General features: G+C 69.7%; 21 protein-coding genes. 7 read left to right on the plus strand and 14 right to left on the minus strand.

The window, feature by feature from the left end:
* Positions 1-84 precede the first annotated feature (84 nt).
* The 14 genes from ACWPN8_RS19710 to ACWPN8_RS19775 all read right to left on the minus strand — a co-directional run bounded on the left by ACWPN8_RS19710 (position 85) and on the right by ACWPN8_RS19775 (position 17,422).
* Complete coding sequence (locus ACWPN8_RS19710) at positions 85-1,038, minus strand: ligand-gated ion channel (RefSeq protein ID WP_109451224.1); 954 nt, start codon at positions 1,036-1,038, stop codon at positions 85-87.
* Between the two features lie 25 nt (positions 1,039-1,063).
* On the minus strand, positions 1,064-1,648 hold the full coding sequence (locus ACWPN8_RS19715; RefSeq protein ID WP_109451222.1) for a TIGR00645 family protein: 585 nt from the start codon (positions 1,646-1,648) through the stop codon (positions 1,064-1,066).
* Positions 1,645-2,238: a type VI secretion system tube protein Hcp gene (locus ACWPN8_RS19720; protein ID WP_109451220.1), complete on the minus strand. Its 594-nt coding sequence runs from the start codon at positions 2,236-2,238 to the stop codon at positions 1,645-1,647. Before ACWPN8_RS19720 ends, ACWPN8_RS19715 begins: the two co-directional genes overlap by 4 nt.
* Before the next feature lie 7 nt (positions 2,239-2,245).
* Positions 2,246-3,364, minus strand: coding sequence for a type VI secretion system protein TssA (tssA, locus tag ACWPN8_RS19725; RefSeq protein WP_492241955.1), 1,119 nt, complete (start codon positions 3,362-3,364; stop codon positions 2,246-2,248).
* Positions 3,365-3,394: 30 nt separating this feature from the next.
* Positions 3,395-7,657 carry a type VI secretion protein IcmF/TssM N-terminal domain-containing protein gene (locus ACWPN8_RS19730; RefSeq protein ID WP_492241956.1) on the minus strand — a complete coding sequence of 1,421 codons (4,263 nt, stop codon included), beginning with the start codon at positions 7,655-7,657 and terminating at the stop codon, positions 3,395-3,397.
* Between the two features lie 22 nt (positions 7,658-7,679).
* Positions 7,680-8,576, minus strand: coding sequence for a DotU/TssL family secretion system protein (locus ACWPN8_RS19735; protein WP_247873265.1), 897 nt, complete (start codon positions 8,574-8,576; stop codon positions 7,680-7,682).
* 16 nt (positions 8,577-8,592) lie between these two features.
* Positions 8,593-9,936, minus strand: a complete 1,344-nt coding sequence (gene tssK / locus ACWPN8_RS19740) for a type VI secretion system baseplate subunit TssK (RefSeq protein WP_109451213.1) — start codon at positions 9,934-9,936, stop codon at positions 8,593-8,595.
* Positions 9,937-9,963: 27 nt separating this feature from the next.
* Positions 9,964-10,413, minus strand: a complete 450-nt coding sequence (locus tag ACWPN8_RS19745; protein WP_492241957.1) for a hypothetical protein — start codon at positions 10,411-10,413, stop codon at positions 9,964-9,966.
* Entirely contained in the window at positions 10,413-11,201 is a 789-nt protein-coding gene (locus ACWPN8_RS19750; protein WP_492241958.1) for an SPOR domain-containing protein, read from the minus strand. The genes ACWPN8_RS19745 and ACWPN8_RS19750 overlap by 1 nt, the downstream gene beginning before the upstream one ends.
* 256 nt (positions 11,202-11,457) lie before the next feature.
* Positions 11,458-12,027: an SPOR domain-containing protein gene (locus ACWPN8_RS19755; protein ID WP_492241959.1), complete on the minus strand. Its 570-nt coding sequence runs from the start codon at positions 12,025-12,027 to the stop codon at positions 11,458-11,460.
* Positions 12,024-12,623, minus strand: coding sequence for a lytic transglycosylase domain-containing protein (locus ACWPN8_RS19760; RefSeq protein ID WP_109451205.1), 600 nt, complete (start codon positions 12,621-12,623; stop codon positions 12,024-12,026). Before ACWPN8_RS19760 ends, ACWPN8_RS19755 begins: the two co-directional genes overlap by 4 nt.
* Positions 12,620-14,317 (minus strand): PP2C family protein-serine/threonine phosphatase, encoded by a 1,698-nt coding sequence (locus ACWPN8_RS19765; RefSeq protein ID WP_492241960.1) that lies wholly within the window; start codon positions 14,315-14,317, stop codon positions 12,620-12,622. Before ACWPN8_RS19765 ends, ACWPN8_RS19760 begins: the two co-directional genes overlap by 4 nt.
* A 396-nt stretch (positions 14,318-14,713) precedes the next feature.
* Positions 14,714-16,642 carry a hypothetical protein gene (locus ACWPN8_RS19770; RefSeq protein ID WP_492241961.1) on the minus strand — a complete coding sequence of 643 codons (1,929 nt, stop codon included), beginning with the start codon at positions 16,640-16,642 and terminating at the stop codon, positions 14,714-14,716.
* Between the two features lie 3 nt (positions 16,643-16,645).
* On the minus strand, positions 16,646-17,422 hold the full coding sequence (locus tag ACWPN8_RS19775) for a hypothetical protein (protein WP_109451201.1): 777 nt from the start codon (positions 17,420-17,422) through the stop codon (positions 16,646-16,648).
* Between the two features lie 158 nt (positions 17,423-17,580).
* On the opposite strand from ACWPN8_RS19775, the gene ACWPN8_RS19780 reads away from it, so the two are divergent.
* From ACWPN8_RS19780 to tssE, 7 genes are all read left to right on the plus strand, one after another.
* Entirely contained in the window at positions 17,581-19,008 is a 1,428-nt protein-coding gene (locus ACWPN8_RS19780) for a tetratricopeptide repeat protein (protein ID WP_492241962.1), read from the plus strand.
* A 12-nt stretch (positions 19,009-19,020) separates the two neighbouring features.
* Positions 19,021-19,332 carry a hypothetical protein gene (locus ACWPN8_RS19785; protein WP_492241963.1) on the plus strand — a complete coding sequence of 104 codons (312 nt, stop codon included), beginning with the start codon at positions 19,021-19,023 and terminating at the stop codon, positions 19,330-19,332.
* A 118-nt stretch (positions 19,333-19,450) separates the two neighbouring features.
* The gene (locus tag ACWPN8_RS19790; RefSeq protein WP_492241964.1) at positions 19,451-20,014 is read left to right on the plus strand and encodes a hypothetical protein; all 564 of its coding nucleotides are present in this window, start codon (positions 19,451-19,453) and stop codon (positions 20,012-20,014) included.
* A 206-nt stretch (positions 20,015-20,220) separates the two neighbouring features.
* Entirely contained in the window at positions 20,221-20,763 is a 543-nt protein-coding gene (gene tssB / locus ACWPN8_RS19795; RefSeq protein ID WP_109451193.1) for a type VI secretion system contractile sheath small subunit, read from the plus strand.
* 46 nt (positions 20,764-20,809) lie between these two features.
* Positions 20,810-22,279, plus strand: a complete 1,470-nt coding sequence (gene tssC, locus ACWPN8_RS19800) for a type VI secretion system contractile sheath large subunit (RefSeq protein ID WP_211099171.1) — start codon at positions 20,810-20,812, stop codon at positions 22,277-22,279.
* Positions 22,280-22,326: 47 nt separating this feature from the next.
* A complete protein-coding gene (locus ACWPN8_RS19805) occupies positions 22,327-22,836 on the plus strand; it encodes a type VI secretion system tube protein Hcp (protein WP_098735784.1) in 510 nt (169 codons plus the stop codon).
* A gap of 137 nt (positions 22,837-22,973) precedes the next feature.
* On the plus strand, positions 22,974-23,459 hold the full coding sequence (gene tssE / locus ACWPN8_RS19810) for a type VI secretion system baseplate subunit TssE (RefSeq protein ID WP_492241965.1): 486 nt from the start codon (positions 22,974-22,976) through the stop codon (positions 23,457-23,459).

The raw sequence follows: 23,459 nt of genomic DNA on the forward strand, positions 1-23,459 counted from the left end.
CGGCGTTGAGGCTGGCGGCATCGATGGAGGGAGGCCCGCCCCATTGCGGGCTCCCATCCGCCGCCCACCTGAGCGGCGGGGACCTTACCCCACAGTGATCCAGGCGCAGAGAATCACGTAGGCGATCGGGAAGACGATGACCGAGATGCGGTCCAGCCTGACGGCCTTCGCCGTGTCCCGCTCGTAGATCATCAGCGACACCGAACTCTGCAGCAGGCTGAGGAAGATCAGCCCCATCGACGCCATGTTGATCTTGTCGGACAGCGTGAAGCCCGTGCTGTGTGGAAGCTCGCCGGCGACGATGAAGTAGCTGGCCACCACCGCGAACAGCGCACCGATGCCGAGACCGAAGCGGGGGTCGAGGTCGATCGGCTTGACCAGGAAGGCCAGGAAGGCGACCAGGCACGAGATGAAGATCGTCGAGAAGGTCTTGAAATAATAGATCGTGTTCGGCCGATCGATCTGCACCTCCTGCACGAAGCGCGAGAAGCGCGACTCGTGCGCCTTCGGCAGGGAAATATCGCCGTAGTTGGTGCGGTAGGTCTTCTCCGAGATGCCGGCCGTGGTCTTCGTCACGTTGTAGCCGGCAATGTCGATGTCGGGATTGACCTCGGTGTTATCGGTGTCGGCGACATAGACCAGATTCTCGACCGTGCGGTCGTTGTCCTCGATCTCGATGCGGATCGACTGCTTGTCCAGCGGGAAACGGCTGATGTCCCAAGCCTGGTTGAGCACGGCATGGACACGGGCCGAGACATAATTCTGGTCCTTGACCTTGCGCAGCGGCGTCGGCTCCTTCGAGCTGATGGTGCCGTTCATCACCTCGAAGGAGTCGAGCGGATTGAAGTCGTCGGCATCCCAGCGGAACCAGACATAGAAATCCACGGTGACCTGCTTTTCCTTCAGGTTCAGTCCGGTGATCTGGTTGATGTAAGTCCCCACGACGACCTTCTGCGGCTCGGCACGCGCTTCGTCCGCCACCATGGCGAACAGACCCGTGAACAGCAGAAGCGCGAACGCCAGCAGACTCCTAAACATCGCAAGTCCCCCCTTTCCGGCCCGATCAATGTTCGAGCGCGTGGCTCTTCTTGACCATGTAATCCATGAAGGCGAGCAGCAGACCCGACACAACGAAGGTGCAGTGGATGGCCACCAGCCACATCAGGTCGCGGTCGGACACCGTCCCGACATGCATGAAGGTCTTCAGCACCTGGATCGACGAGATCGCCACGATGGAGGCGATCAGCTTCACCTTCAGGGCGCTGAAATCGAGCTTGCCCATCCATTCCGGACGGTCCGAATGGCCGGCCACGTCGATCTTGGACACGAAGTTCTCGTAGCCGCTGAAGATCACCATCAGCACGAGGTTGCCGACCATGGTCAGGTCGACCAGCGCCAGGACGACCAGGATGACCTCGGACTCGTTGCCGCTGGCCAGCTTCGGAAAGGCGTGGACGAATTCGACCGCGAAGCACCAGCCGATCATGCCGAGTGCGCCGACCAGCCCGAGGTAAAGCGGCGCCAGCAGCCAGCGGCTCTGGAACATCGCCATTTCAAGCCAATGTTCGATATGCTTCGCCGGACCGCGGGGAGCCTGGATCGGAGCGCCGGCCGGAAGGTCCGCCGGAGTGATATGAGCGTGTGTCATTCTTTCTTTGCCACCTTGATTTCAGCCGGGACGTTCTGCGGCTGGCCGTTCTTGTAATGGACGTAAGTCATGTTGAGTTTGGTGAAGGACAGCGAGATCGTCTCGTCGCCGCTGTTGTCGCCGCTGCCATTGGCGGAGACCGTGTAGGACGTGACGTGGACATCGGTCAGCACGATGGTCATGAATTTGTCGAAGCTGATCTTGCCGCCGTCGATGTCCGACTGGCTGGCAGACACCTGGGTGTCCATCGGCCGCAGGAAATAGATCGTGGCCTCGGCACCCGGCACCGGGTCGGCGAACGCCGCCTTCAGCAGCAGCGGCGAGGCCATGTCGATGGATTTGCTGAGGTCGATGCTGTCGATGCCGACGGTGCGCCGCTTCGCCTGGGGCTTCACATTGGCGTAGTTGTCATGCATCGCGGCGATGCCGTAGACGTCGTAGTCGTCATCCTCCACCGCCGAGCCGTATTCCAGCGATCCGGCGTCGTTGGAGCCGGTCTTCATGTCGAACTTCGAGCAGAAGATCAGGTTGCTGTAGCCCTGGAGCAGCGAATCGCCGGCAATGCCCGGATATTTGAGAAGAATGCGCATCGTGGAATCACTCGTCCTTCAGGCGCAGCACGGAGAACATCCGCCCGACCTCGCCGCGGTCGCCGAGCAGGTCCGCATAGAGTTCCGGCAACGAGAGCTGACCCCAGGAGGCCGCGCGCCGCACCAGATAGGAGGTCGGGCTGTGCGGCTCCTCCTTTTCCAGATAGTCGGCGATCTGCCGGAGCATCCCGTAGGCCTCTTCCCGATTGCGCGGCCCGCCGGTCCAGCCGGCGCCGGCCGGACGGGCCGCGGCATCGGGGGCCGCGGCGGCGTCGCCGGCAGCGGCGTCTTCGGGGGCCGCCACGGGTGCCGCCGGCTCGAGGGCGACACCGCGTTTGCGCAGGACATCCTCCTGGAACCGGCACAGTTCCTCGACCGTGCGCTTGAAGCGGGAGAGGGCAGGAGCGTTGCGGCCGGCGAGCCGGTCCAGTCTCGCGTCCAGCGCCTGCGCCGCCGCCTCGGCCGCCTTCAGGCTTTCACGCTGGGCGAGATAGAAGTCCGAAGGCGTCTTCTCGACATCCTTCACGATCCGCTCCACCGGCACCTCACCATCGGCGATGGCGGCCTTGTAGGCGCGGGCATCGCGGCCGGCCAGCTTGCGCAAGCGCTGGGCGTTCTGCCAGTCCTGCAGCCGGAGCCCCGATTTGGCACCCTGTTCCGGCAGCGCGATGGGCATCGCCAGCAGATCGCGGGCCAGCCGTTCGTCCAGCCACAACAGGGGCGCGAAGCGCGCCTCCATGTCGCCGTCCTCGTCGATGCGTGGGTAGAGCCCGTCCCAGAATGTTTCGGCAAGGCCGGCGAGCATCGAGAGGCCCGGTGCGATGGCGGACGGCCCATGCTGCTGCACTAGCGCCTGGACCAGCCAGACGGCGATCTGGAGATCCTTCGAGCGGGTCGCCAGCAGCTCGGTGGCGCCGGCCGCGACGCCTTTCCAGTCGGCCCGCTTGACGTCGTCGGTCTGCCAGATCCCCTTGTCGGTGTCGTCGTCCATGCGCCGCGCCTCGGCCAGCGCGTCGAACTCGGGCTCGTAGCGGATGTCCTCGCCGGCCGGAAGATCTCCCGGGATCGGCGCGAGAATCCGTTCGACGTCGATGAGAGGGCGTTCGGCGGTCTGCGTGTCGGTCATGGCGTTGACTGGGATCCGTTCGTTGACACGTCAGTAGACGCGCTGGTTGGCCGGCCGCAGCAGCGGCGGCACGCCCGGCGGCGCCTGGAGGTCGAAGAAGGCGCGGTCCGTCGGGTTGACCGGCTGACCGCCGAAGCCGGCCGAAGGGAAGCCCGTCAGCCCTGCCGGGGGTGTGGCTGGAAAACTCGGGGAAAAGCTCGGCGGCACGGCCGGTGGGTAGCCCGGCCGCGGCATGCCGCCGGCCGATGCCAGCAGCGGCGCCGACGACGGAAGCTCGGGCAGCGCCACCTTCTCGTCGCGTGGCGGCTTGCCGTCGGTCACGATTGTCCGCTTGGCGCCCAGCGCCATGAAGACCCGCGTGTCCGGCCGCTTCGCCTCGGGCAGGGAGGGCAGGCCCGGCGTGCCGGGACGCAGGCTCGGGCTGAGGGAGACCGGCGCATCGCGGCCGGCCTTGTCCTCGACCTCCCTGCCCTCCCCGTCCCTGGCGGTCGGTACGGGCTTGGTCAGCGCTTCGAACAGGAGGACCGTATCGGCATTGGTCGGCCGGTCGCGCTGCGCGGCATTGTGCTGGCGGACCAGCGCGAACAGCGCCCAGGGCCCCTCATAGGCGAAGGTCAGCGTTGCTTCGTCGACGGCAGACGACGCACCGATGCCGCTGACCGGCACCAGCTTGCCGTCCTTGGCCCAGCGCAGCGAGACAGCAACGCGGTCGCCGGGGTACCAGCGCAAGGGCGAGCGCGCACCGATGTTGGCGATGGTGCCCGCCGGGGTGGACAGCTTCCACTCGATGATGTTGGTGCCGCCGGCCTCGCGGCCACGGTTGACGCGGAAGGTCGGGTCGAGCAGCAGTCCGCCGGACTGGTCGGTAACGGTGGCGGCCGTCAGAGCCGGCTTCGCCAGCGCCATCGTCTCCATGAAGCGCAGCGCGTCATGGCCGGCGGTGCCGAGGCGGGTCGAGCGGCGCAGCCCCTCGATCACGTAGCCCTGGCGGGCATCGAAGGCGTCATAGAAGGCCCGCACCGTGGAGACGTCGGCCTGGCTCTCGCCGACCGGACCGAACGGGAAGCGGCCGGCCAGCGAGGCGTTGAAGGCGGTCGCAAGCTCGGCATAGCCCAGATAGACGCGCTGGTCGACCATCAGGCGGCAGCGGTCGGCGATGGACTGCTTCAGCTCGTTCAGGCGGCTGGCGAAGAAATCGCCGGCCTGCGGGTCGAGCTGCGCCTTATCCCAACAGTTGGCGGCATCGATGGCGGCCACGTCGGTGGTGACGAACTTCTCCAGGGCAGCCAGCGTACTGTTCGGACGGCCGCCCTCATAGCGGTCGAACTCGGCGACGATGCGCGACCATTTGGCCGAGAGACCGGAGGCCGCGCCACCGCCCATGACCGGCTTCTCCAGGATTTCGACCACTGGCGCCGCGACCTCGCGGGTCAGCGCCATCACCTCCTGCCGCGCATTGCCGAGATAGAGGGCCAGCGCCGTGGGACTCTGCTGGCCGAACAGCTGCGCTGGAACCAGCGGACCGTCGATCCAGGTGTTCAGCGACCGCGCATCGGGGCGGTAGAGCTGGTCCTCCTCCAGCATGCGGTCGGCCTGGGCGAGCACGGCGTTGGCCTGCCGTGCGACGATGTCGCGGATGGCGTCGGCCGGCGTGGCGAGGCCGATCTGCCGGAAGCTCTGCATCGTCTCGGCCAGCACCGGAAAGGCGAGGCGCAGCGAGCGCGCGGACTCGCGGAGCTGCGTCAGCCCGCCGGCACGGTCGATGGTCCCGCCGGCCGGCGTGCCGGACAGGGCGCGGGCAAGAACCTGCTCGACACCGCGGCGGAGCTGGTGCTGCGCCGCGGCCCGCATCGAGGCGCGCAGGATCTGCGGAGCCTGCGGCAGCTCCTTGGCGTCGAACAGCAGATAATCTTCCAGCAGCGGCGGGATCGTCTCCAAGGCCGCGCGGTCCCAGCCGGCGCGGTTGGTCGGAGCCGCCGCAGAAGCCGCCATGGTGCCCGACGCCTCGCCGGAGCGCATGAAGCGGCGCCCCGACCAGACGCTGAGGGTCTGGCGGAGGCCTTCGGCCGCGGGCGACAGACGCGGGGCGCCGGTCGGTCCCTGGACCAGCAGCCGGCCGATCACCGAGTCCAGCGATTTTCCGCCCGACCCGGCCTCGTCATAGCGGCGCTGCGCGAGCTCCATGATGTCGGCGCGCAAGCCGGGGCCGAACAGCTCCGACTTCTCCAGGCGGGTGAGAAGGGTGTCGAACTCGGGCGGAAGCACCGGACCGTCGGTGCCGATCCAGGCGCCGCGCTCCATGTTCAGGCCGCGCGCGGCCTCGTCCAGGCTCCCCAGCACCTCGGCATAGGAAGTCGCGGCATCGGCGCCGGTGCGGGCTCCGCCGGCGAGCAGTTCAAGCTCGTTGGCGGCGACCGACAGACGGGCCACGGCGAGGCCGCTCATGGCAAGTTCGCGCAGATAGGCGTCGGCGAACTGGCGGAAGCGGCGCGTCACGTCGCCGCGATAGGCCGACAGGTCGATCGGCCGCTGCGCACCGGGACCGGGGGCTGGGATGGCACCGCCCGACGGCGGCACGTCGACGCCCCAGCCATGCAGCCTTGCGGAGAAGCCGCGCGCCCCGGCGGAGCCCAGCGAGAATTCCAGCGCCTCGTCGAGCGGCATGTTGGCGTCACGGGAGTCGACGGTGTTGTAGGCCCTGGCCAGGCCTTCGGCGATGCCCACCTCGGCGGCGAAGGCGCGCAGGCGGTCGAACTCACTTGCACCGATCTGGACGCGGAGCGGATCGCGGGCCAGCCGGCGCAGCCGGTCCTCGGCGACATCGCGCATGGTCGCCAGCGTCAGCCGGCGATAGCCGACCGCCAGCGCACGGGCCACCTCGTCCGGCACGCCGCTGATCCAGGCGGCCGGCAGCGGGTTGAAGGGCAGATCCTGCGGCAGGGTCGCCATGCCCTGGACGAACCGTGCGGCTGCGTCGGCATAGGTCGCCGGCAGCGGCGCGCCGGCCTGGTTGGCGGCGCGCTGGTCGGACAGTTGCTGGAGGTTGGCCGGGATGTCCGACAGGATCGGGACCAGCTGGTCCGACAGCGTGTTCACCCGGTGCACGCCCATCCACAGCAGCAGGATCGCGGCGGCGGAGGCGACGGCGGTGCCGACCGGCCAGGCATGGCGGCGCAGGGTCCGCGTCGCGGCGAAGGCGCGGGTCGGCTTGGGCAGCCCCGCCTCGGGGAAGATCTTGCGGTTCAGCAGGTCGCGGCCGAAGACGGCCGGCGTCTCCGGCGCCGTCCGGCCGACGAAATACAGGCCGCGCACATACAGGGTTTCCTGATAGGCGGTGCGCTTGAAGGCGGTGCCGAGCATGGCACGCAGGGCCGCCTCCGTCCCGGTCAGCCGGTCGGTCAGCGCCACGATCTGTGCCCCGTCCTCCCGGGCTGCCGCGCCGAAGACTTCGAGCTGGAGGGCCAACATGCCGGCGGCGACGGACTGGAGCGCCTCGCCGACGACGTCGGGGGTGAACACCGTCTCCAGCGCGTAGGGCGACGACCAGCCGAGCATGCCGTCGCGCAGGGGCTCGGGCAGCGCATCGGCCAGCAGCGGGAAGCCGGGAATGGCGTCGCAGCCGGTGACGACCACATAGACCGGCAGCGCAAGCCCGAGCGTGCGCTGGATTTCCCACAGGCGGGCGTAAAGCTCGGTGCCGCGCGCGGCGGCGCGGCGGACGTCCTCGAGTTCCTCCAGCGGGATGGTCAGGATCACGCCGTCGGCCGGCATCATGACGCGGTGGCGGGCGAGCTGGTCGAGCACGCCTTTCCAGGCCACGCGGGCGTCGTCGATGTCGATCACCACCGCCCGGTCGTAGAAGCGCCAGTGAAAGCCGAAGGGCCGGTCCTTGGACTCCACCGGCGGCCTGACCTCCTCGGCGCAGGTCAGCAGGCCGCCGTCGTCGCCGGGGACGACGCCGGTGCGCAGGTACCACGGCACCAGATAGACGTTGCGCGACAGGGTCTCGCGATAGGCGGCAAGGCCCTCGCGGAAGAGGCGGCGGAGGTCGCGCCCGCCGACGATGGGCAGCGCCGGGGGCACGCCCGGCGTGCCGGGCGCCCCGCCGGGATCGGCGCTCTCGGGTGCCGGCAAGGCCTTGACCTCGGGCGGCGGCTCGGCCGGCCGGCGGCCGGCGCGCAGCAGGATCACCGCCATGACGGCGATGATGACGAGGACGACCAGCAGAAGCGCTGCGAAGAACCAAAGCTGGTTCTGTGCGATGCCCGTCAGGACGGTGCCGAGAATATCCATGGTGCCTCTCCCCGTCCCCGGCTCAGCGCGTCACGCGGACGGACGCCTGCATCACCGCGTCCGCCGCACTCGACAGGTTCGCGGTCGTCACCCACCACATCGCCTGACCGACGACCAGCCACGCACCGGCCAGGGCGGCCAGCACGACGGGCCAGCGGACGCCGCGCGCCAGCGTGCGCATCTGCCCGTCGGTCATGGTGTGGGCATAGGCGGACGGGATCAGCGTGCGTCCGGCCGGCAGCAGGCCGGGGGCAAGCTCGGACTCGCGCCCGGCGATGAATTCGAAAAGGCGGGCGGAGATGCTGCGCAGCTGCACGGCACCGCCGGGCTCGCGGTAGCGGCCCTTGAAGCCCAGCCCCAGCAGCAGCAGGTACACCGCGGCGAGCTGCGACAGCCGGCGGTCGTTGCTGGCCAGCAGCGCCTCCATGCGGTCGAACACGCGCTCACCTGCAAGCCGGGTGCGGAACAGCGCCTGCTCCAGCAAAGCGGAGCGCCAGACCTCCCGCCCGTTCCACTCCACGTCATGGATGAACAGGTCGTCGGCCAGCGCCGCCATGGCGTATTGCGCCTCGCGGTACTGGCTGATCATCAGTTCGGTGCCGGTGCGCGCGACCTGCGCCGCCTGGGCTTCCAGAAAGTCCTGCAGGCGGCGGATGACGATCTCCGCATCGGGTTCGAGGGACAGCGCCGGCATCGCCGCGCCCATCCCGGGCCGGTTCGCGAAGCCGGCCGGCGCATGCATGGCCGACAGGGCGAGCACGTCCTCGTTCAGGAAGGCCGGCAGGCTTTCGGCCGCCTCCGCCCCGGACCCGGCGGCAGCAGCGGCAGCGGGACGGCCGGCGCGGATCGCCGCGCGGTGCTGCTGGATCTCGCGGGCGAAGGCGAGGAAGTGATCGACCAGATCCCGGCGGTGAAGCATCGTGCCAATCCTCAGCTCAGGCCGTGACGAACAGCGTGATCTCGGCGGGCCGGAAGCGGCTGCCGATGCTGTCGGGGTTCCAGATTTCCAGCCGCTCGCCGGGGACGATGTAGCGAGGGTCCACCACCACCTCGAACGGCACGACGCCGCGCGGTGCGGCAACGCCGGATTCGCCGCTGTCGTCCAACGCGATGCGGTCGGCTCCCTTCACCCGCAGGCCGGAGAGCGTCTCCAGCTTCGAGTGGGAGGCGACGATGCAATTCTCCATCCAGGCGGCGACCTCGCCCACGGTCGCGGCGGCCGGGCCGCGCACGCCGATGACCAGACGGCCCTTCAGCCAGGCCTCCTCCATCACCAGACCGAACATCCCGGCCTCGAAGGTGAAGGGGATGCGGGCGACGCCCTCCTTGACGCGGTCGATCATGCGCAGGATGAAATCGCGCACCTCGCCATAGGCCGACATCGGATCGTCGTGGTCGTAGCGCGACAGCTTGGCCGGCACCGCGCCGTTGGCGAAGGCCGAGAGATGGCCGGCCAGCGTGCACAGCGACAGGTAGACGTCGAAGGGATGGCAGACGCCGACGGCGAGCTGCGCCTCCAGCGGCGGCAGTCCGGTGACGAGGCTGCGGATTTCCGTGCGGGCGGCGTCGGCCAGCTCGGTCGCGGCGTTGCCGGTGCCGACGCCGGAGCGTTCGGCCAGGAACAGCGCCTTCTCGCGCACGCGCCGCACGATCTCGCCGCCCAGGCGGCCGAGCGCCGAGTTGGCGGTCACCGAAAGCGTCGGCGGCACGAAGTCGGTCAGCACGAAGGCGTCGTTGCGGAAGGTCGCCTGGGCCACCGGCATCGACACGAACTTCTGCGGCGGCTTCTGGTTCGGGCCGGTGGTGGCGAACAGCCCCAGACGCGGGCGCAGGCGGGCGATGGCCACCTCCTCGCCGCCGTTGAGGTCGGGAACCGGACGCCCCTCCACCGAGAGGAAGCGGGAGATCTCGCCGGGACCGGGCGCCCGGTCCGCCAGAGCCTGCGGGATGACCAGATGGATGGTGATCTGCGTCTGGCCGACCGGGTCGGCATAGGCGGAGATGTCCACCTCCAGCGGTTCGCTGCTGTCGCCGGCATGATGGACGATCAGCCCGTCGGGCATGATCGCCTCCAGTTCGCGGATGCGCACCAGACCGGACACCAGATTGACGCGGTCCACCTGGAAATGCACGACGCCCCAGTGGAAGGGACGGGCATGGCCGGCATGATAGGTCAGCAGCCGCTCGTTGCGCAGGGCCTGCTGCTGGAAATGCTGCGGGGCCAGCAGCATGCCGTCGTGCCAGGCGATGGCCTCGGGAATGTCGCGTGCCTCGGTCATGCCGGCCTCCGGTGAATGGCGGAAACGTCAGGGAGCAAGTTCGACATCCTTGTCGCCGACGGAGAGGGAAAGCGTGCGCGTGTCGGGCACGCGCAGGCGGTGCGGTCCGGGGGTGGCGTAGTTGGCATAGACGAGGATCGCCCAGGCCGCTTCGCGGTCCGACGGAAGCTGGGCGTCGAGCTTCTGGCCGGGCACCAGCTCCCAGCTCGCGACGTCCAGGGTCGAGGGGTGGTCGCGCCGGTACTGCTCGCGTTTGGCGAACCAGTCGGCGGCGGTGAGCGCCGTGAGCTGATCGACCAGCGCCTTGTCGCGGATCGACACCACGTCGATTGCGACCGGCGTGCTGTCGTTGGCGGCGGGCGCCACGGTGAACGACACGGTGTTCAGCCAGGCCGCCGGCTTGTCGGCACAGGCACCGAGAAGCAGAAGAAGGGCCAGGGGGAAAGCGAGGGCAGCATGGGAACGTCGAAGGGACATCAGGACCGTCCTCCCGGCTCGGCAAGAGTGACGACGGTTCCGGCGACGCCGCTGGACCGCTTGATGGCGTCCGCGGCGGCGGTCGCCTCGTCGGTGGTGGCGAAACGGCCGCTGCGCACGGCATAGGGTGTCGTGACCCCGCCGTCGGGCGTGTAGGAGACGGCGGCGGAGACGCCCCGCTGGCCGGCGGCGTCGGCGAAGCTCTCGGCATTGGCCTGGCTGGCGAAGCGGCCCAGCTCGACCGCGAAGCTGCGCACGGGGGCCGGATCGCCCGCCTTCGCCCCTTGCCCGCTCATCTGATCGAGCCCGTTGAACAGACGGTCCTCGACGCCGTTCTCGACGCCGTAGGACAGCTTGCTGCGCGCCTGGAAGGAGGCTCGGTTCACCGACTTGGCCACCGGAGCGGCCATCCAGGACGGAAGGAAGCGGCCGGCGGCGGCGAGCGTGCCGTGGGCGACCGGGTCCAGCACGCTCTCCGCCACGCCCGAGACGGTGTCCGCGGCACGGTCGGCGGTGGCCTTGACCGCCTGTTCGGTCTCGAACCGGCGCGAGATGGAACTCATGCCGACGGTGTCGGCGACGCCGGCAAACCGGCCTTCGCCAGCCGGGGCGGCGGCAGGGGCAGCACCAGTGGCGGCACCAGTGCCGGCGGCGACCTGCGTGGCCGGCCCCGGCCCCATCGTCGCCACGGCGATCCCGACGCCCAGCAGCACGGCGACAACCATGAGCACGACAACGCCGATGGCCAGCCCGGCCACCTGTCCCCGCCCCAGCGTAATCGTCGTCATCGCCATCGCATCCCAAGCGAAATCCTGTTCCGAGAGCCCGTCGGCCCGGATCGTGGCAATTGAAACATCAAGCCGCCGGAATCACGCCCTCTGTCTGGTTCGTTCTGGCGTAGTCAGCGGGGGCGGACCGGACGCTGTCCCGAAGGCCTATTTCCGGCATGGGCGAAAGTCCGCATCCCATGCGTTTCCGCGGGGTTGAGGCATACATCCAATGTGGAGCATTCAACGTCCGCGGCAGGTCGCGGAAGGCCGCCGGTCACGGAGCGGCGGCAGGAGCGGCAGGGGACGCCTCGCCGACCACCACCCCGCCGATCCCCGCGACCCGCTCATACTCGGGCCGGCGGGCCTCGGCCTGCCACAGGTCGGCGAAGCTGCCGGCGCGCACGCGCAGCCAGGGCCGTCCGCCGGCGTCGACCGTCTCGACGATGGACACGGGCAGACCGCGCTCCTGCATCACCCCGGCAAAGGCCTTCGCATTGTCGGGCGACCGGAAGGCGCCCAGTTCGACGGCGTAGACCGTGCCGCCCTTTGCGATCGCCGTAGCGGGTCTCACCGGGATGGCGGGCGGCGGGTTTTCTTCAGGGACGCCCTTCGCATCCTTGGCATCCCTCCCGTCCGCGGCCTTCGTTCCGGCCGGGGCGGTGGCGGGCGCACCGGCCGGAGCAGTGCCGTTGGCCGCCCCTGCGACACCTCCTGCCGGCGCCTGACCATCTTTGGCGGCTTGGGCGGTGCCTCCCGGAAGCTCGCCGCCGGCCAGATAGTAGCCGCCGCCGAACGCCACCACCAACAGCAGCAGGACCAGCACGGCAAGGAGAAGCTTCTTCATCGCCCCTCCGCCGAGACGGTCCGGGCAGCGGCGCACAGACCGTCCATCGCCGAGGTCTCGCGCTGGTAGCCGAGACGGACCCGCCAGCCCAGCACCCGGCACAGGTAGATGTCCTGCGCCTGGGGATTGCCGGCACCGGCATGGTAACGGCGCACCGCCTCGGTCCAGGAGCCATGGCGGTCATAGAGCAGGCGCAGGAAGGCCGCCGCATAGGCGACATTGGTCGCCGGGTCCAGGATGTCCTCGCCGAAGCGGAAGGCGCGCGCGTGCCAGCGCGTGTGCACCTGCATGCAGCCGACCGCCATGTCGAGGCGCAGCGACCCCGCCCCGTCGCCCATCAGCGCCAGCGCCTCGCCGCGGCTTGCCGGAAAGGCCGGGGCCCCGCCCAGGTTCAGCGCCCAGGGCCAGGTCGCGCCGCCGCGGCCGGACTCGGTCATGCCGATGGCGTGCAGGATGCCGGTGGGGATGCCGTAGGCCGCCTCGTTCGCCGCGAAGTAGCTCTCGCACGGGTGCTGTGCCCGCGCGGCCCCGGGGAAAGCGAACAGCACGAGAAAGACGAACGCCGCCGCGGCGCGGGCAAACAGGCCGGCCGTCATGCCCGCACCCGCACGGCGAGACAGGTGCGGTCGCGCGCCATCGGAACGGTACGGCCGCCGGCATGCTCGAACAGCGCCGCCTGCACGGCGGCGACGGTGCTGTCGGCCGAAAGATCGTCGAGACCGCTCAGCACCTCGCCCATGTGGGTGCGGCCGAACGGCATGTCGAACCGGTTGGTGCCGTCGAGCAGGCCCGAACCGCACAGAACCAGCGTGCTCGGCACCGGCAGGTCGAATGCGGTCTCGGCGACCGTCAGGCCGGCGTCGAGTCCAAGCGGCGGGTTCTCCGCCACCGGCAGATCGACGACATCGCCCAGGCGACGGGCCAGGAACGGGGCCGGCACGCCGGCACCGGCGAAGACGAAGCGGCGATTGCGCAGGGTCACCACGCCCATCGCCAGCCCGATCCGCAGCCCCGCCGCATTGTCGGCGGCGAGCAGGCGGTTGGCGCCGGTCAGGCATGCCCCCGGACCGAGCCCGGCGGAGGCCAGAGCGCGTACGGCGGTGCGGGCGGTCACCGTCATGAAGCCGCCGGCCAGACCGCCGGCCAGACCGCCACCCGATACCTGGCCCAGCAGCACCACCAGCGTGTCGTCGTCGGCCAGGAAGAAATCGTAGAAGCTTCCGTCGAACTCCGCCGCCGGCAGCAGCAGGCCGGCCGCCGCCAGATCGGGGCGGGCCGGCAGGCCGGCGGGCAGGATCGCCTGCTGCATGCGGCGCGCGATCTCGAACTGCTTTTGCAGTTCCACCAGTTCGGTCTTGGTGTCGAGCGAGGCGCGAAGCTGCACGACCATGCCGTCCAGGGCGGCGTGCTGGCTGCGCACACGCTCGGCCATCACCTCGAAGGCAACCGCCAGACCGCCGGCCCCGTCACCGCCCGCCCCGTCGCCGCGGCCGGTGACGGACTCGATGCGGTCCAGATCCCCCAGCAGTTCCACCCGCCCCTGGTCGGGCAGGGTTTCCGCCATGCGCAGCATCTGCTTGCGGATGAAGGACTGCTGACGCAGCCAATGGCGGCCACGCCGCGCCTCGGCATCCTGAAGGGCGCGGCTGCGGTTGCGGAACACCTCCACCGTGCGGGCGAGCCGGCCCGCCTCGTCGCTGCGCTCGGCGCCGAGCACCGCCACGTTGGTGTTGCCGTCGGCCAGCGCCGACAGCGCGGACAGCGACGCGTGGATCGGCGCCAGGGAACGGCGGAAAAACCACTCCAGCCCGAACAGGCTGGCCGCCAGCACGGTCATCAGCACCAGGATGGCGCTGGTGTCGAACAGGCTGGTCGCCATGTCTTCCAGCGTGGATTCGCGTGCCACGACCAGCGCCAGCGTGTTGCCGCCGGCAGGGTCGGCGAGGCGAAGGGTGCGGACCTCGAAGCTGCGGCCGGACCGGTGGACCTTGGCATGGTCCCCGCCGCCGCCCAGGGACGGCTGGATGTCCTCCCAGGGCAGGGCGCCGGCACGGTCGTAAAGCGCGCCGTTGCCGTCGACCAGATAGGCCGAGCCGCCAAGGACGCGAGCGAGGACCGTGAGGCTCGGCTGCACGGTGCGCAGCGCGAGGACGACACGGTCGACCGGCCGCGTCTCGCCGAAGGGTGCCGCCACCATGTGCTGCACGGCACCGCCGACGACGACGAGGCCGGTGTAGGCATCGTTCTGCGCCAGCACCTGGGCGACACGCCGTTCGTCGATGAGGCGCATGTCGGTCGGCGCCGGCACCGAGATTCTGCGGCTGCCCGACGCTGTTGACCAGCGCCGCCGAGGAGAAGCCGAGCAGCGGCAGCCGGGCCGCCGCGGCCTGGCCGTTGTTGCGGTCCAGCGCCGCGACCAGCAGCGGGTCGGCCGCCGCCCGCTGCATGACGACGGCCTCCTCCTCCATCAGGCTTTCCCAAAGCCGCTGGGCGACACGGGTCTCCTCCGCCACACGGCGTTCCGCGGTGCGGTCGCCCCACAGCACGGCGAAAAGGACCGCCGTGGCGAGCACCGCCAGCACCGCACCGGCGGCGAAAACGAACATCCGCCCGCCCAATCCGGCTCCCGTAGTGCCGGCTCCCGTAGTGCCGGCTTCCATGCTGCCGGATCCCACAATGCCCATCCTCATGCCGCCGCACTCCCCTCCGCCGCGGCGGCCGGCACGGTCCGGCGGTCCTGCAGGACGCGCCGCAGCGCCAGCGCGATGGGCGGCAGCAGGGCGACCGTCACCACCAGCCCGGCCGAGGCCGCGGCGACACCGGCAGTGCCGCCGAGCAGCAGCGGCAGCCCCATTCCGGCCAGAAGCGCCATCGCTCCGCGCAAGGCGACCAGACCGCCATTCTCGCCGCCCGCCGCCAGCGCGGCATGCCCGGCGCCGAGCGCCGCGGCGACGGCCAGCGCCGTGCCCGGCCCGGCCGCGACGGCCCCCAAGGCCAACGCGCCGGCCGCCAGGGCGGTGGCGGACAAGGACAGCAGCACGGCGGTCGCCGGCCGGGGCGAGAGCGCCACCACCGCAATCGCTGCCAGCCACGCGGCACCGCCGTGGAACCAGATGAACTCCGCGCCCTGGCGGACACCGGGGGTACCGGCCACCTGCGGCATGGCGGCATAGGCCAGGGCCAAGCCGGTGACCAGCCACAGCGCCCAGCCCTTCGGCGCCGGCCGTCCGCCGTTCCACCAGCGGTCGAGGGCGAAGATCTGGCGCAGGATCAGGGGAGCCCGGCGCGCCGACGCGATGCGCTCCACGCGCAAGGCGACCAGCAGGCCGATGGCTGCCGACACGGCGCCGATTCCCATCACCGGTCCGGTGCCGATGCTCGCGGTGCACAGGATGGAAATCCCCGCCCCGGCCACCAGTCCGCCGGTGGCCGATACCCCCAGATCTGCACCGAGCCCGTCGAGGATCGGGCGGACGGTCTGGACCGACAGGCCGGCGCCGATGCCGCCCAGGACCGCCGCGGCGAGCAGCAGGTCGCGGCCGGGGTCCGACAGGGTGGTCACGCCCCAGGCCGCCAGCGCGGCGAGCGTGACCGCCAGCCCGTAGCGCCCGACGATGCGGGCGAAGGGGGCCGCCAGGGCGATGCCCAGCGCCGTGGCGGCCAGGGCCGTGTCGAGGGGCAGGCGCTGGGCGGCGACGCCGGCGAGGATGGACAGCGCCACCGCGGCGAAGAAGACGACGGCATGCGGCAGCGGGTTGCCCGCGACCGGCGGCAGCGCCGCGAGCCGGTCGGGCGAGAAGCGGCCCAGCCGCTCGATGCGGGCGATCAGGGGCTCGACCTCCGCCGCCGCGTCCGGATTGAAGCTGAGGTCGCGCACTTCGGTCAGGTAGGCGTGCGCACGGGCGAAGCGGTCGTTGACGCCGATCACCAGCCGGTTCATCTCCGCCAGCAGGCCGCCGATCAGGCTTTGGTCCACCGGCGGAGCGATCCGGTCATAGACGCGCCGGGCCACCACCGCGTCGAGCCCGCTGGCATAGCCGAGCGGCGCGACCAGCTGCGTGTGCACGAGCATGCGGAGAAGCAGAGACCCGCCCGTCAGCGCGATGGTCAGCGCCACCGCGAAATCGATGAGGATGCGCCGGGTGTTCGCCGGCTGTGCCAGGGCCTTCCGGCCGAGGACCACCTCGCCGGCCTGCGTCGCCCCGGTCCGCAGGGGATAGCGCTGCACCGACAGGTGGAAGGCCGACCAGTCGGTCTCGGCCGCGGACAGGCGCGCCGACAGGTCCGGCCGCCCGGTGGTCGCCTTCTGGAACAGGGTCTTCCCATCGGCGTCGGCGATCAGCACCAGCTCGATCTCGGGAACGATGTCGGAGAGTTCCTCCAGATAATCGTCCATGCCGGCCAGACGGTTCAGCGGCAGCCCGAGGCCGAGCGCCTTTTCGAGGTCCTGCACCAGGGCCTGGCCGACGATGTCGGTGCGTGTGGCGGTGCCGCGGTCGGCCAGATTGGCGGCGCCGACCAGTGCCGCCGCCAGCGTGGCGATCCACGGGATGACGACGACCGCGACCAGCAGCGGGACGAAGCGGCGGACCGGGTGCTCGGATCCAAACAGCATTGGTTATGCTCCCGACGTGCCGCGGTTTGGCGCATCGTCGATGCGGGCGGCCTGTTCCTCGGCCTGCTCCAGACCGTGCAGGACCACGCCGAGCGCCTGCCCCGCGGGGCGCGTCCCGACATTGGCGGGCTCCGCCCCCATCAGCCTCTGGCACTGCGCCTCGTAAAATGCCTTTAGCTTCAAAACGGAACGATGGGTCTCCCCGACCAGCAGGCGGGTGCCCAGCGCCGCCAGCACGGCGACCAGCATCAGGAACACGAGGGTGACCGTCGCCGTCTCGCGCAGCGCCGTCAGCACCTCGACCCGCGCATCCTCCTGCGCCGCATGGCCGAGAATGGCGCCGCCCACCGCGCCAAGGGCATCGAGCACCGGCACGCCGATGACCATGCCGTCGCGCCCCTCGTGGCTCCACGGCTCCGCCGGAGCGGCTGCGACGATGCCGATCCACGAGGCCGGAACCGTCGCGCCGACCATTTCCCGCGCGGTGCTGAAAAGTACCGTGCCGCGCGCGTCAACGACATGCAGCGCGACGCCGCTGCCGACGCCGGTCGCCAGTTCGATGCGGCGCTGGAGGTCGGTCTGGTGGGCCAGAGGAATTCCGATGGTGGCGCGTTCCGCCGCAGCCGCGGCGACGCGGTTCGTCAACGCCGAAAGCCGCGCGGCGATCTCGCTGGTGTGAGCCTCGGCCACCGCGTTGTGGAAGGCGAACAGGGTGAAGACCTGACCGCCGACCGCGCAGAGCCACAGGACGAATGCAAGGCGCCCGAAACCGAAGAGCATGGCTGGCCTCCTGGTTCGGCTATAGCCGGATTCCAGCGCCGGAGCCCCTGAAGATTGGCCCATGTTGGTTCGATCTGCTTTTGCGGCGGCGTCGGGGGTGCGGTATGCCCTTTGTCACGGCATAGGCCGAATATCATTTTTTCTCGGAGGGGACCGCCATGGACGAAGCGTCCGCCGCAATGGCGCCCGCAATGGCGCCGCCAAGTGTCGCCGGAACACCCTCCCCCCGTCATGCCCCGTCGCCCCAAACCACCTCGTTCCAGGCCGGCGAGATCCCGGACGAAATCCGGGCGAAGGTGGAGGACGGCACGGCCCTGCTCCGCCAGGGGCGCTTCGCCGAGGCCGCCGATCTGTTCGGCGACGCCATCGCCGCGCAACCCGACTGGCCGATGCCCTACAACAACCTCGCGGTCGCGCTGCGCGGCATGGGCCGGTTGGAGGAGGCATTGCTCGCCTGCGCCGCCGCGCTGCGCCACCGACCCGACTATCCCGAGGCCTTCGCCAACCTGGCCCGCATCCTGCTGGCCCAGAACCGCTACCGCGACGCCGCCCTCGCCGCCGAGCAGGCCGCCAAGCTGCGCCCGGACCACTCGGCGATGCATGCCCTGCGCGCCATGGCCCTGTTCAAGGACAAGGCGCCGGAGGAGGCCCTGCCCGTGTGCCGCGCCGCACTGGCCCTGGATCCGGCGGGCACGGAAGTGCTGGCGGTCCAGGCCCAGGCGCTGGACGCCGTCGGCCGGTCGGCGGAGGCCCTGTCCGCCGCGCGCCGAGGGGCGGCGCTCGACCCGTCGCGGCGGGAATCGCTGATCGTGCTGGGATCGCTGCTGGTGAACCGCAATCATCGGGACGAAGCGCTGGAGGTGTATCGCCGGGCGATGGATCTCGATCCGAACGACACGGTCCTGGCCCATCTCGTCCACGCCATTGGCGGCACGACCTCGGCCAGGGCGCCGGAGGCCTATGTGGCCAACGTGTTCGATTCCTATGCCGACCGCTTCGACGAGCATCTGGTCAAGACGCTTCAGTACAAGGCGCATGAGATCGTCGCCCGCACCGCGGTCGCCGCGCTGCCGGCGGCCCAGGCGGCGGAGGGCAGTGCACGGATTCTCGACATCGGCTGCGGCACCGGCCTGTGCGGGCCGATCCTGCGCCCGGCGGCATCCCGGCTGGTCGGGGTCGATCTGTCGGCGCGCATGCTGGACAAGGCGCGCGACCGCGGCCTCTACGACCTGCTGGCGCAGGCCGAACTCGTCCAGTTCATGACCGGCACCGACGAACGCTTCGATGCCGTCGTCAGCGCCGACGTGCTTTGCTACATCGGCGACCTGACCGAAGTCTTCCGGGCGGCGGCGGACGTGCTCGATCCCGGCGGGCTGCTGGCATTCACGGTCGAGCGGCAGGAGGAGCTGGGATACCGGCTGACCCCGAGCGGCCGTTACGTCCATGGCCTCGACCATCTGCGAAGCAGCGCGCGCGGCCTGTTCCGCGCCAGGACCATCGACAACGTGATCCTGCGTACCGAGGCGTCGGTTCCGGTCCACGGCTATCTCTGCATGTTCCAGCGGCTCGGCCATGCCGTGCATTGACCGGTCGGCGCGTTGAGCCGGGACAAGCGGCTGCGGGCGGTGCTTCCGCGGCTGGGCAGCGAGGCGGCGGGCGAGCGGATTGCCGCACTGGCGGCGCTGGAGCGGCTGTTGCCGGCCGGCCAGACGCTGCAGCAGGTGATCGAGGTCGGGCTGTTCTACCTCGACCGCCGGGGGGTGGACGCATCGCCGATCGAGGAGGTCGGCCGCCTGCGCAGCGCCGCACAGGCCGCCGCCCGGCGCGACGACCAGCAACGCGGCCGGATCGCCGCGCTGGAGGCGGCGATCCGCGATGCGCTCGCCCAGCTCCGGCAGGCGCGGGATTGAGTCTTACAGGTCATTCATGGTTTCACTCACACTTCGGGGTCGCCCTTTGTCCTCCATCGTCGTGCCTTGCCAGCATTCCCTGAGGTCGGCCGTCGAAGCGGCGGCGGTCGCCCGCGGCATGACGACATCGCAGCTCATCCGGGCATTCCTGACGGTCATGAGTCCCGACGTGCTGGAAGCCCTGCCGGATCCGGGGGAACCCAACCCGGTGGACGTGTCGTACCGGCGGGTGACGCTGAAGAACGGACGCACCCGGCGGGTGCGCGTGGTGCCGAAGCTGAGGGTGCGCTACCCGGTCCGCCTGGACCATGCGACGGTCCGCAAGGCGGCGTGGGCGGCGGCGACCATCGGTGCGTCCGACGGCGCGCGCCTGGTCACGTCGGGCGAACTGGCGGCGGTGGAAACCGAGATGAGCCGCTGCCGCCTGCGCCTGGAGCAGCTGACGTCCGCACTGGAGACGCTGGCCTTCCGTCCGCTCCAGCAGCCGATCCTCAAGCCCTGGCAGGCGACCTACGTGCTGGGGTTCACGCATGAGTGGGGCCTCGATCCGCAGGCGGTCAACAGCCGCTTCCGCACATTGGCGCCGATCTACCATCCCGACACCGGCCTGCTGTCGAGCGCGGAACGGATGAGCCAGCTGGTGGAAGCGCGCAACTTCCTGCTGCGGCACCTGCGCCGGTAACTCCGTACCGGCGCGGGGCTTCCCGCCGGAATGGAACAGGCCGAAAGGCCGGCTGCGGGGTAATACCTCCGAAACGGAGGTGTTACCGGGGGATGCCAGCCAATTGGGGCCTATCTCGGCTGGCTAAGATTGATTGCACTCCGAATGATGGCGGGGCTAACGCGCGGCGCAGGGCGCGCATGGATTCATTGCGAGGTGGTGAGGTCATGACCGAGAGCATCCAGAAGAAATTGGAGCGCGTCCGTCCGCCGCGCGTCAAGCTGACGTACGAGGTTCACACCGGCGGCGCCACCGAGATGAAGGAGCTTCCGTTCCTCGTCGGCGTCCTGGCCGACCTGAGCGGCAAGCCGGAAAAGCCGCTGCCGAAGCTGAAGGAGCGGAAGTTCGTCGAGGTCGACCGCGACAATTTCAACGACGTTCTGGCCTCCGCCGCTCCGCGGCTGGCGTTCCAAGTCGACAACAAGCTCCAGCCCGACGGCGGCAAGCTCAACGTGCTGCTGAACTTCGACGACATGGGCGATTTCGAGCCGGTCCAGGTGCTGAACCAGGTGCCGGCGCTGGCCCGCCTGTTCGAGGCCCGGCAGAAGCTCTCCGACCTGCTGGCGAAGCTGGACGGCAACGACGAGCTGAGCGGCCTGCTCAACGACGTCATCTCCAACACCGAACAGCAGGACGAGCTGAAGAAGCTCCTCGGCCCCACGGAAACGGCCATGGCGCCGGTTCCGACGGAAGAGCCGCCGGCCGCCTGACGGCCGCCAATCCGCTGATACGGAACGCATTCACAGGAGTGCCCAAGTGACTACGGAAATGTCCGTCGAGAGCACCGCCAGCGCCAGCCTGCTCGACCGCATGATGGTCGAGGGCAAGATGGCGCGCGAAGAAGGCCAGCGCCCCTACGCCCGCGATCTGCTGTCCGAGTTCGTCGACCAGGTCGTCGCCGAGACCGGCGACGCCGTCGCCGTGGATGTCGTCGAGGCGATCAACCACCGCATCGCCCAGATCGACGAGCTGATCAGCCTTCAGCTCAACGAGGTGCTGCACCATGAGGACTTCCAGAAGCTGGAAGCCACCTGGCGCGGCCTGAACTACCTCGTCATGAACAGCGAGACCGGCAAGCAGCTCAAGATCCGCGTCCTGAACAGCTCGCGCAAGGACCTGCAGAAGGATCTCGACAGCGCGGTCGAGTTCGACCAGAGCGCGCTGTTCAAGATGGTCTACGAGGCCGAGTACGGTACGCTCGGCGGCACGCCCTACAGCGTGCTGATCGGCGACTACGAGTTCGGCCGCCATCCGCAGGACATGTCGCTGATCGAGAAGATCTCGAACGTCGCCGCTGCGGCCCATGCGCCCTTCATCGCCGCCGCCTCGCCCAAGATGTTCGACATGGACAGCTTCTCCGAGCTGTCGGGTCCGCGCGACCTTTCGAAGATCTTCGAAACCGCCGAGATGACGAAGTGGCGGTCCTTCCGCGCGTCGGAAGACTCGCGCTACGTCGCGCTCGTCATGCCGCACACGCTGCTGCGCCTGCCCTACGGCCCGAAGACGGTGCCGGTCGAAGGCGTGAACTTCGTGGAGGACGTGGACGGCCGCGATCACTCCAAGTACCTGTGGGGCAACGCCTCGTGGGCGCTCGGCGCGCGCATCACCGACGCCTTCGCCAAGTATGGCTGGACCGCGGCCATCCGCGGCGTCGAGGGCGGCGGCCGGGTCGGCGGCCTGCCCACCCACACCTTCAAGACGGACGAGGGCGACGTCGCGCTGAAGTGCCCGACCGAGATCGCCATCACCGACCGTCGTGAAAAGGAGCTGAACGACCTCGGCTTCATTTCGCTGGTGCACTGCAAGAACACCGACTATGCGGCGTTCTTCGGCGGCCAGACGGCCAACAAGCCGAAGGTGTACAACACCAACGAGGCCAACGCGAACGCGCGGCTCTCGGCGATGCTGCCCTACATGCTCGTGTCCTCGCGTTTCGCGCATTACCTCAAGGTCATGCTGCGCGACAAGATCGGCTCGTTCACGACCCGCGGCAACGTGCAGAGCTACCTGAACACCTGGATCGGCAACTACATCCTGCTGGATGACGACGCCTCCCAGGACATGAAGGCCCGCTTCCCGCTGCGCGAGGCCCGCGTGGACGTCTACGAGGTGCCGGGCCGTCCGGGCGTTTACCGCGCCAACGTGTTCCTGCGCCCGCACTTCCAGCTCGAAGAGCTGTCGGCTTCGATCCGGCTGGTGGCCGAGCTGCCGGCGCCGGAAGCCTGACCCCGGCCCCGACCGTCCAACGCCCATCTGTTTAGGAGTTCATCACCATGTCCATGGTCATCCTGGAGATCCCCGAGGTCAAGGGCGAGTGCCGGGTCAAGACGAAGCAGGTCGACTTCACCGACATGATCCTGTGCGAATCGCTCGCGCAGGACATGGAAGTCGAGATGGAAGTGACGACCAACGCGCGGCGCACCGTCCACACGCCGAAGGTCAACAACATCACGCTGGAGCGCAAGTGGGACATCGCGTCCCCCAAGCTCATCAGCCTGCTGCTGCGGGCCGGCGTGAAGGGCGAGACCTGGAAGATCCACTGCGTCAAGCCGCTGGGCGACGACGAGTTCCAGTGGGTCGAGTTCCTCACCCTGGAGCTGACCAACCCGCTCCTGTCGAAGCATTCGCTGAGCGTCAGCGAGGGCGACACCACGGAGAGCCTGGAGATCAACGCCACGAAGATCACCTGGGTCTACAAGCAGTACGACGAGAAGCAGACCAGCCAGGGCGGCGGCGGCGTCTCGTTCGACCTGCTCACCGGTGCGGTCGGCGGCGCGAGCTGAGACTCTGCGGCATGAGCCCCCGGTTTCTGCCGGGGCCATGCCGTGGCGGAAACGGTTGCCCCCTCTCGCTCCGCAAGGGAGGGGCAAGCGTGGCAACGCCGCGGGCAAGCGGACGACAAGGGATCGGAAGGCCGGTAATGACACAGTCCAAGGCGATGAACGGCGGGCGCACGCTGCTCTTCGAGCGCCTGATCGATTTCGAGCCGGACAACCCGTCGACCGACGATCCGTCCATGATCGTCATGTCCCTGCCCGACCTGACCGCGTCCATCCAGCGGGAGATCCTGCGCCTGCTGGACAGCCGCACCGCGGGCGAACGCCGGACCGACACCGGCGGCACCGTGATGGAATACGGGCTGCCGGACTTCGGCGAGATCCACCCGCGCTCCTTCACCGACCGCCGCCGGGTGGAGACGGTGGTCCGCCATGCCATCCTCGATTTCGAGCCGCGCCTGCTGCGGCCGCGCGTCGTCGTGACGCCGGGCAAGGGCAACGGGACGCTGACGGTGGAAATCTCCGGCGAGGTGGCCGCCGGCACCGTCGTCGAGCCGCTGTTCTTCTCCGTCAATCTCGGCGCTGCCCCCCCGACGCCGACCGCCGGCCTCGCCGCCGGGACGGATTGA

Source organism: Azospirillum sp. UENF 112521 (assembly GCF_058780665.1).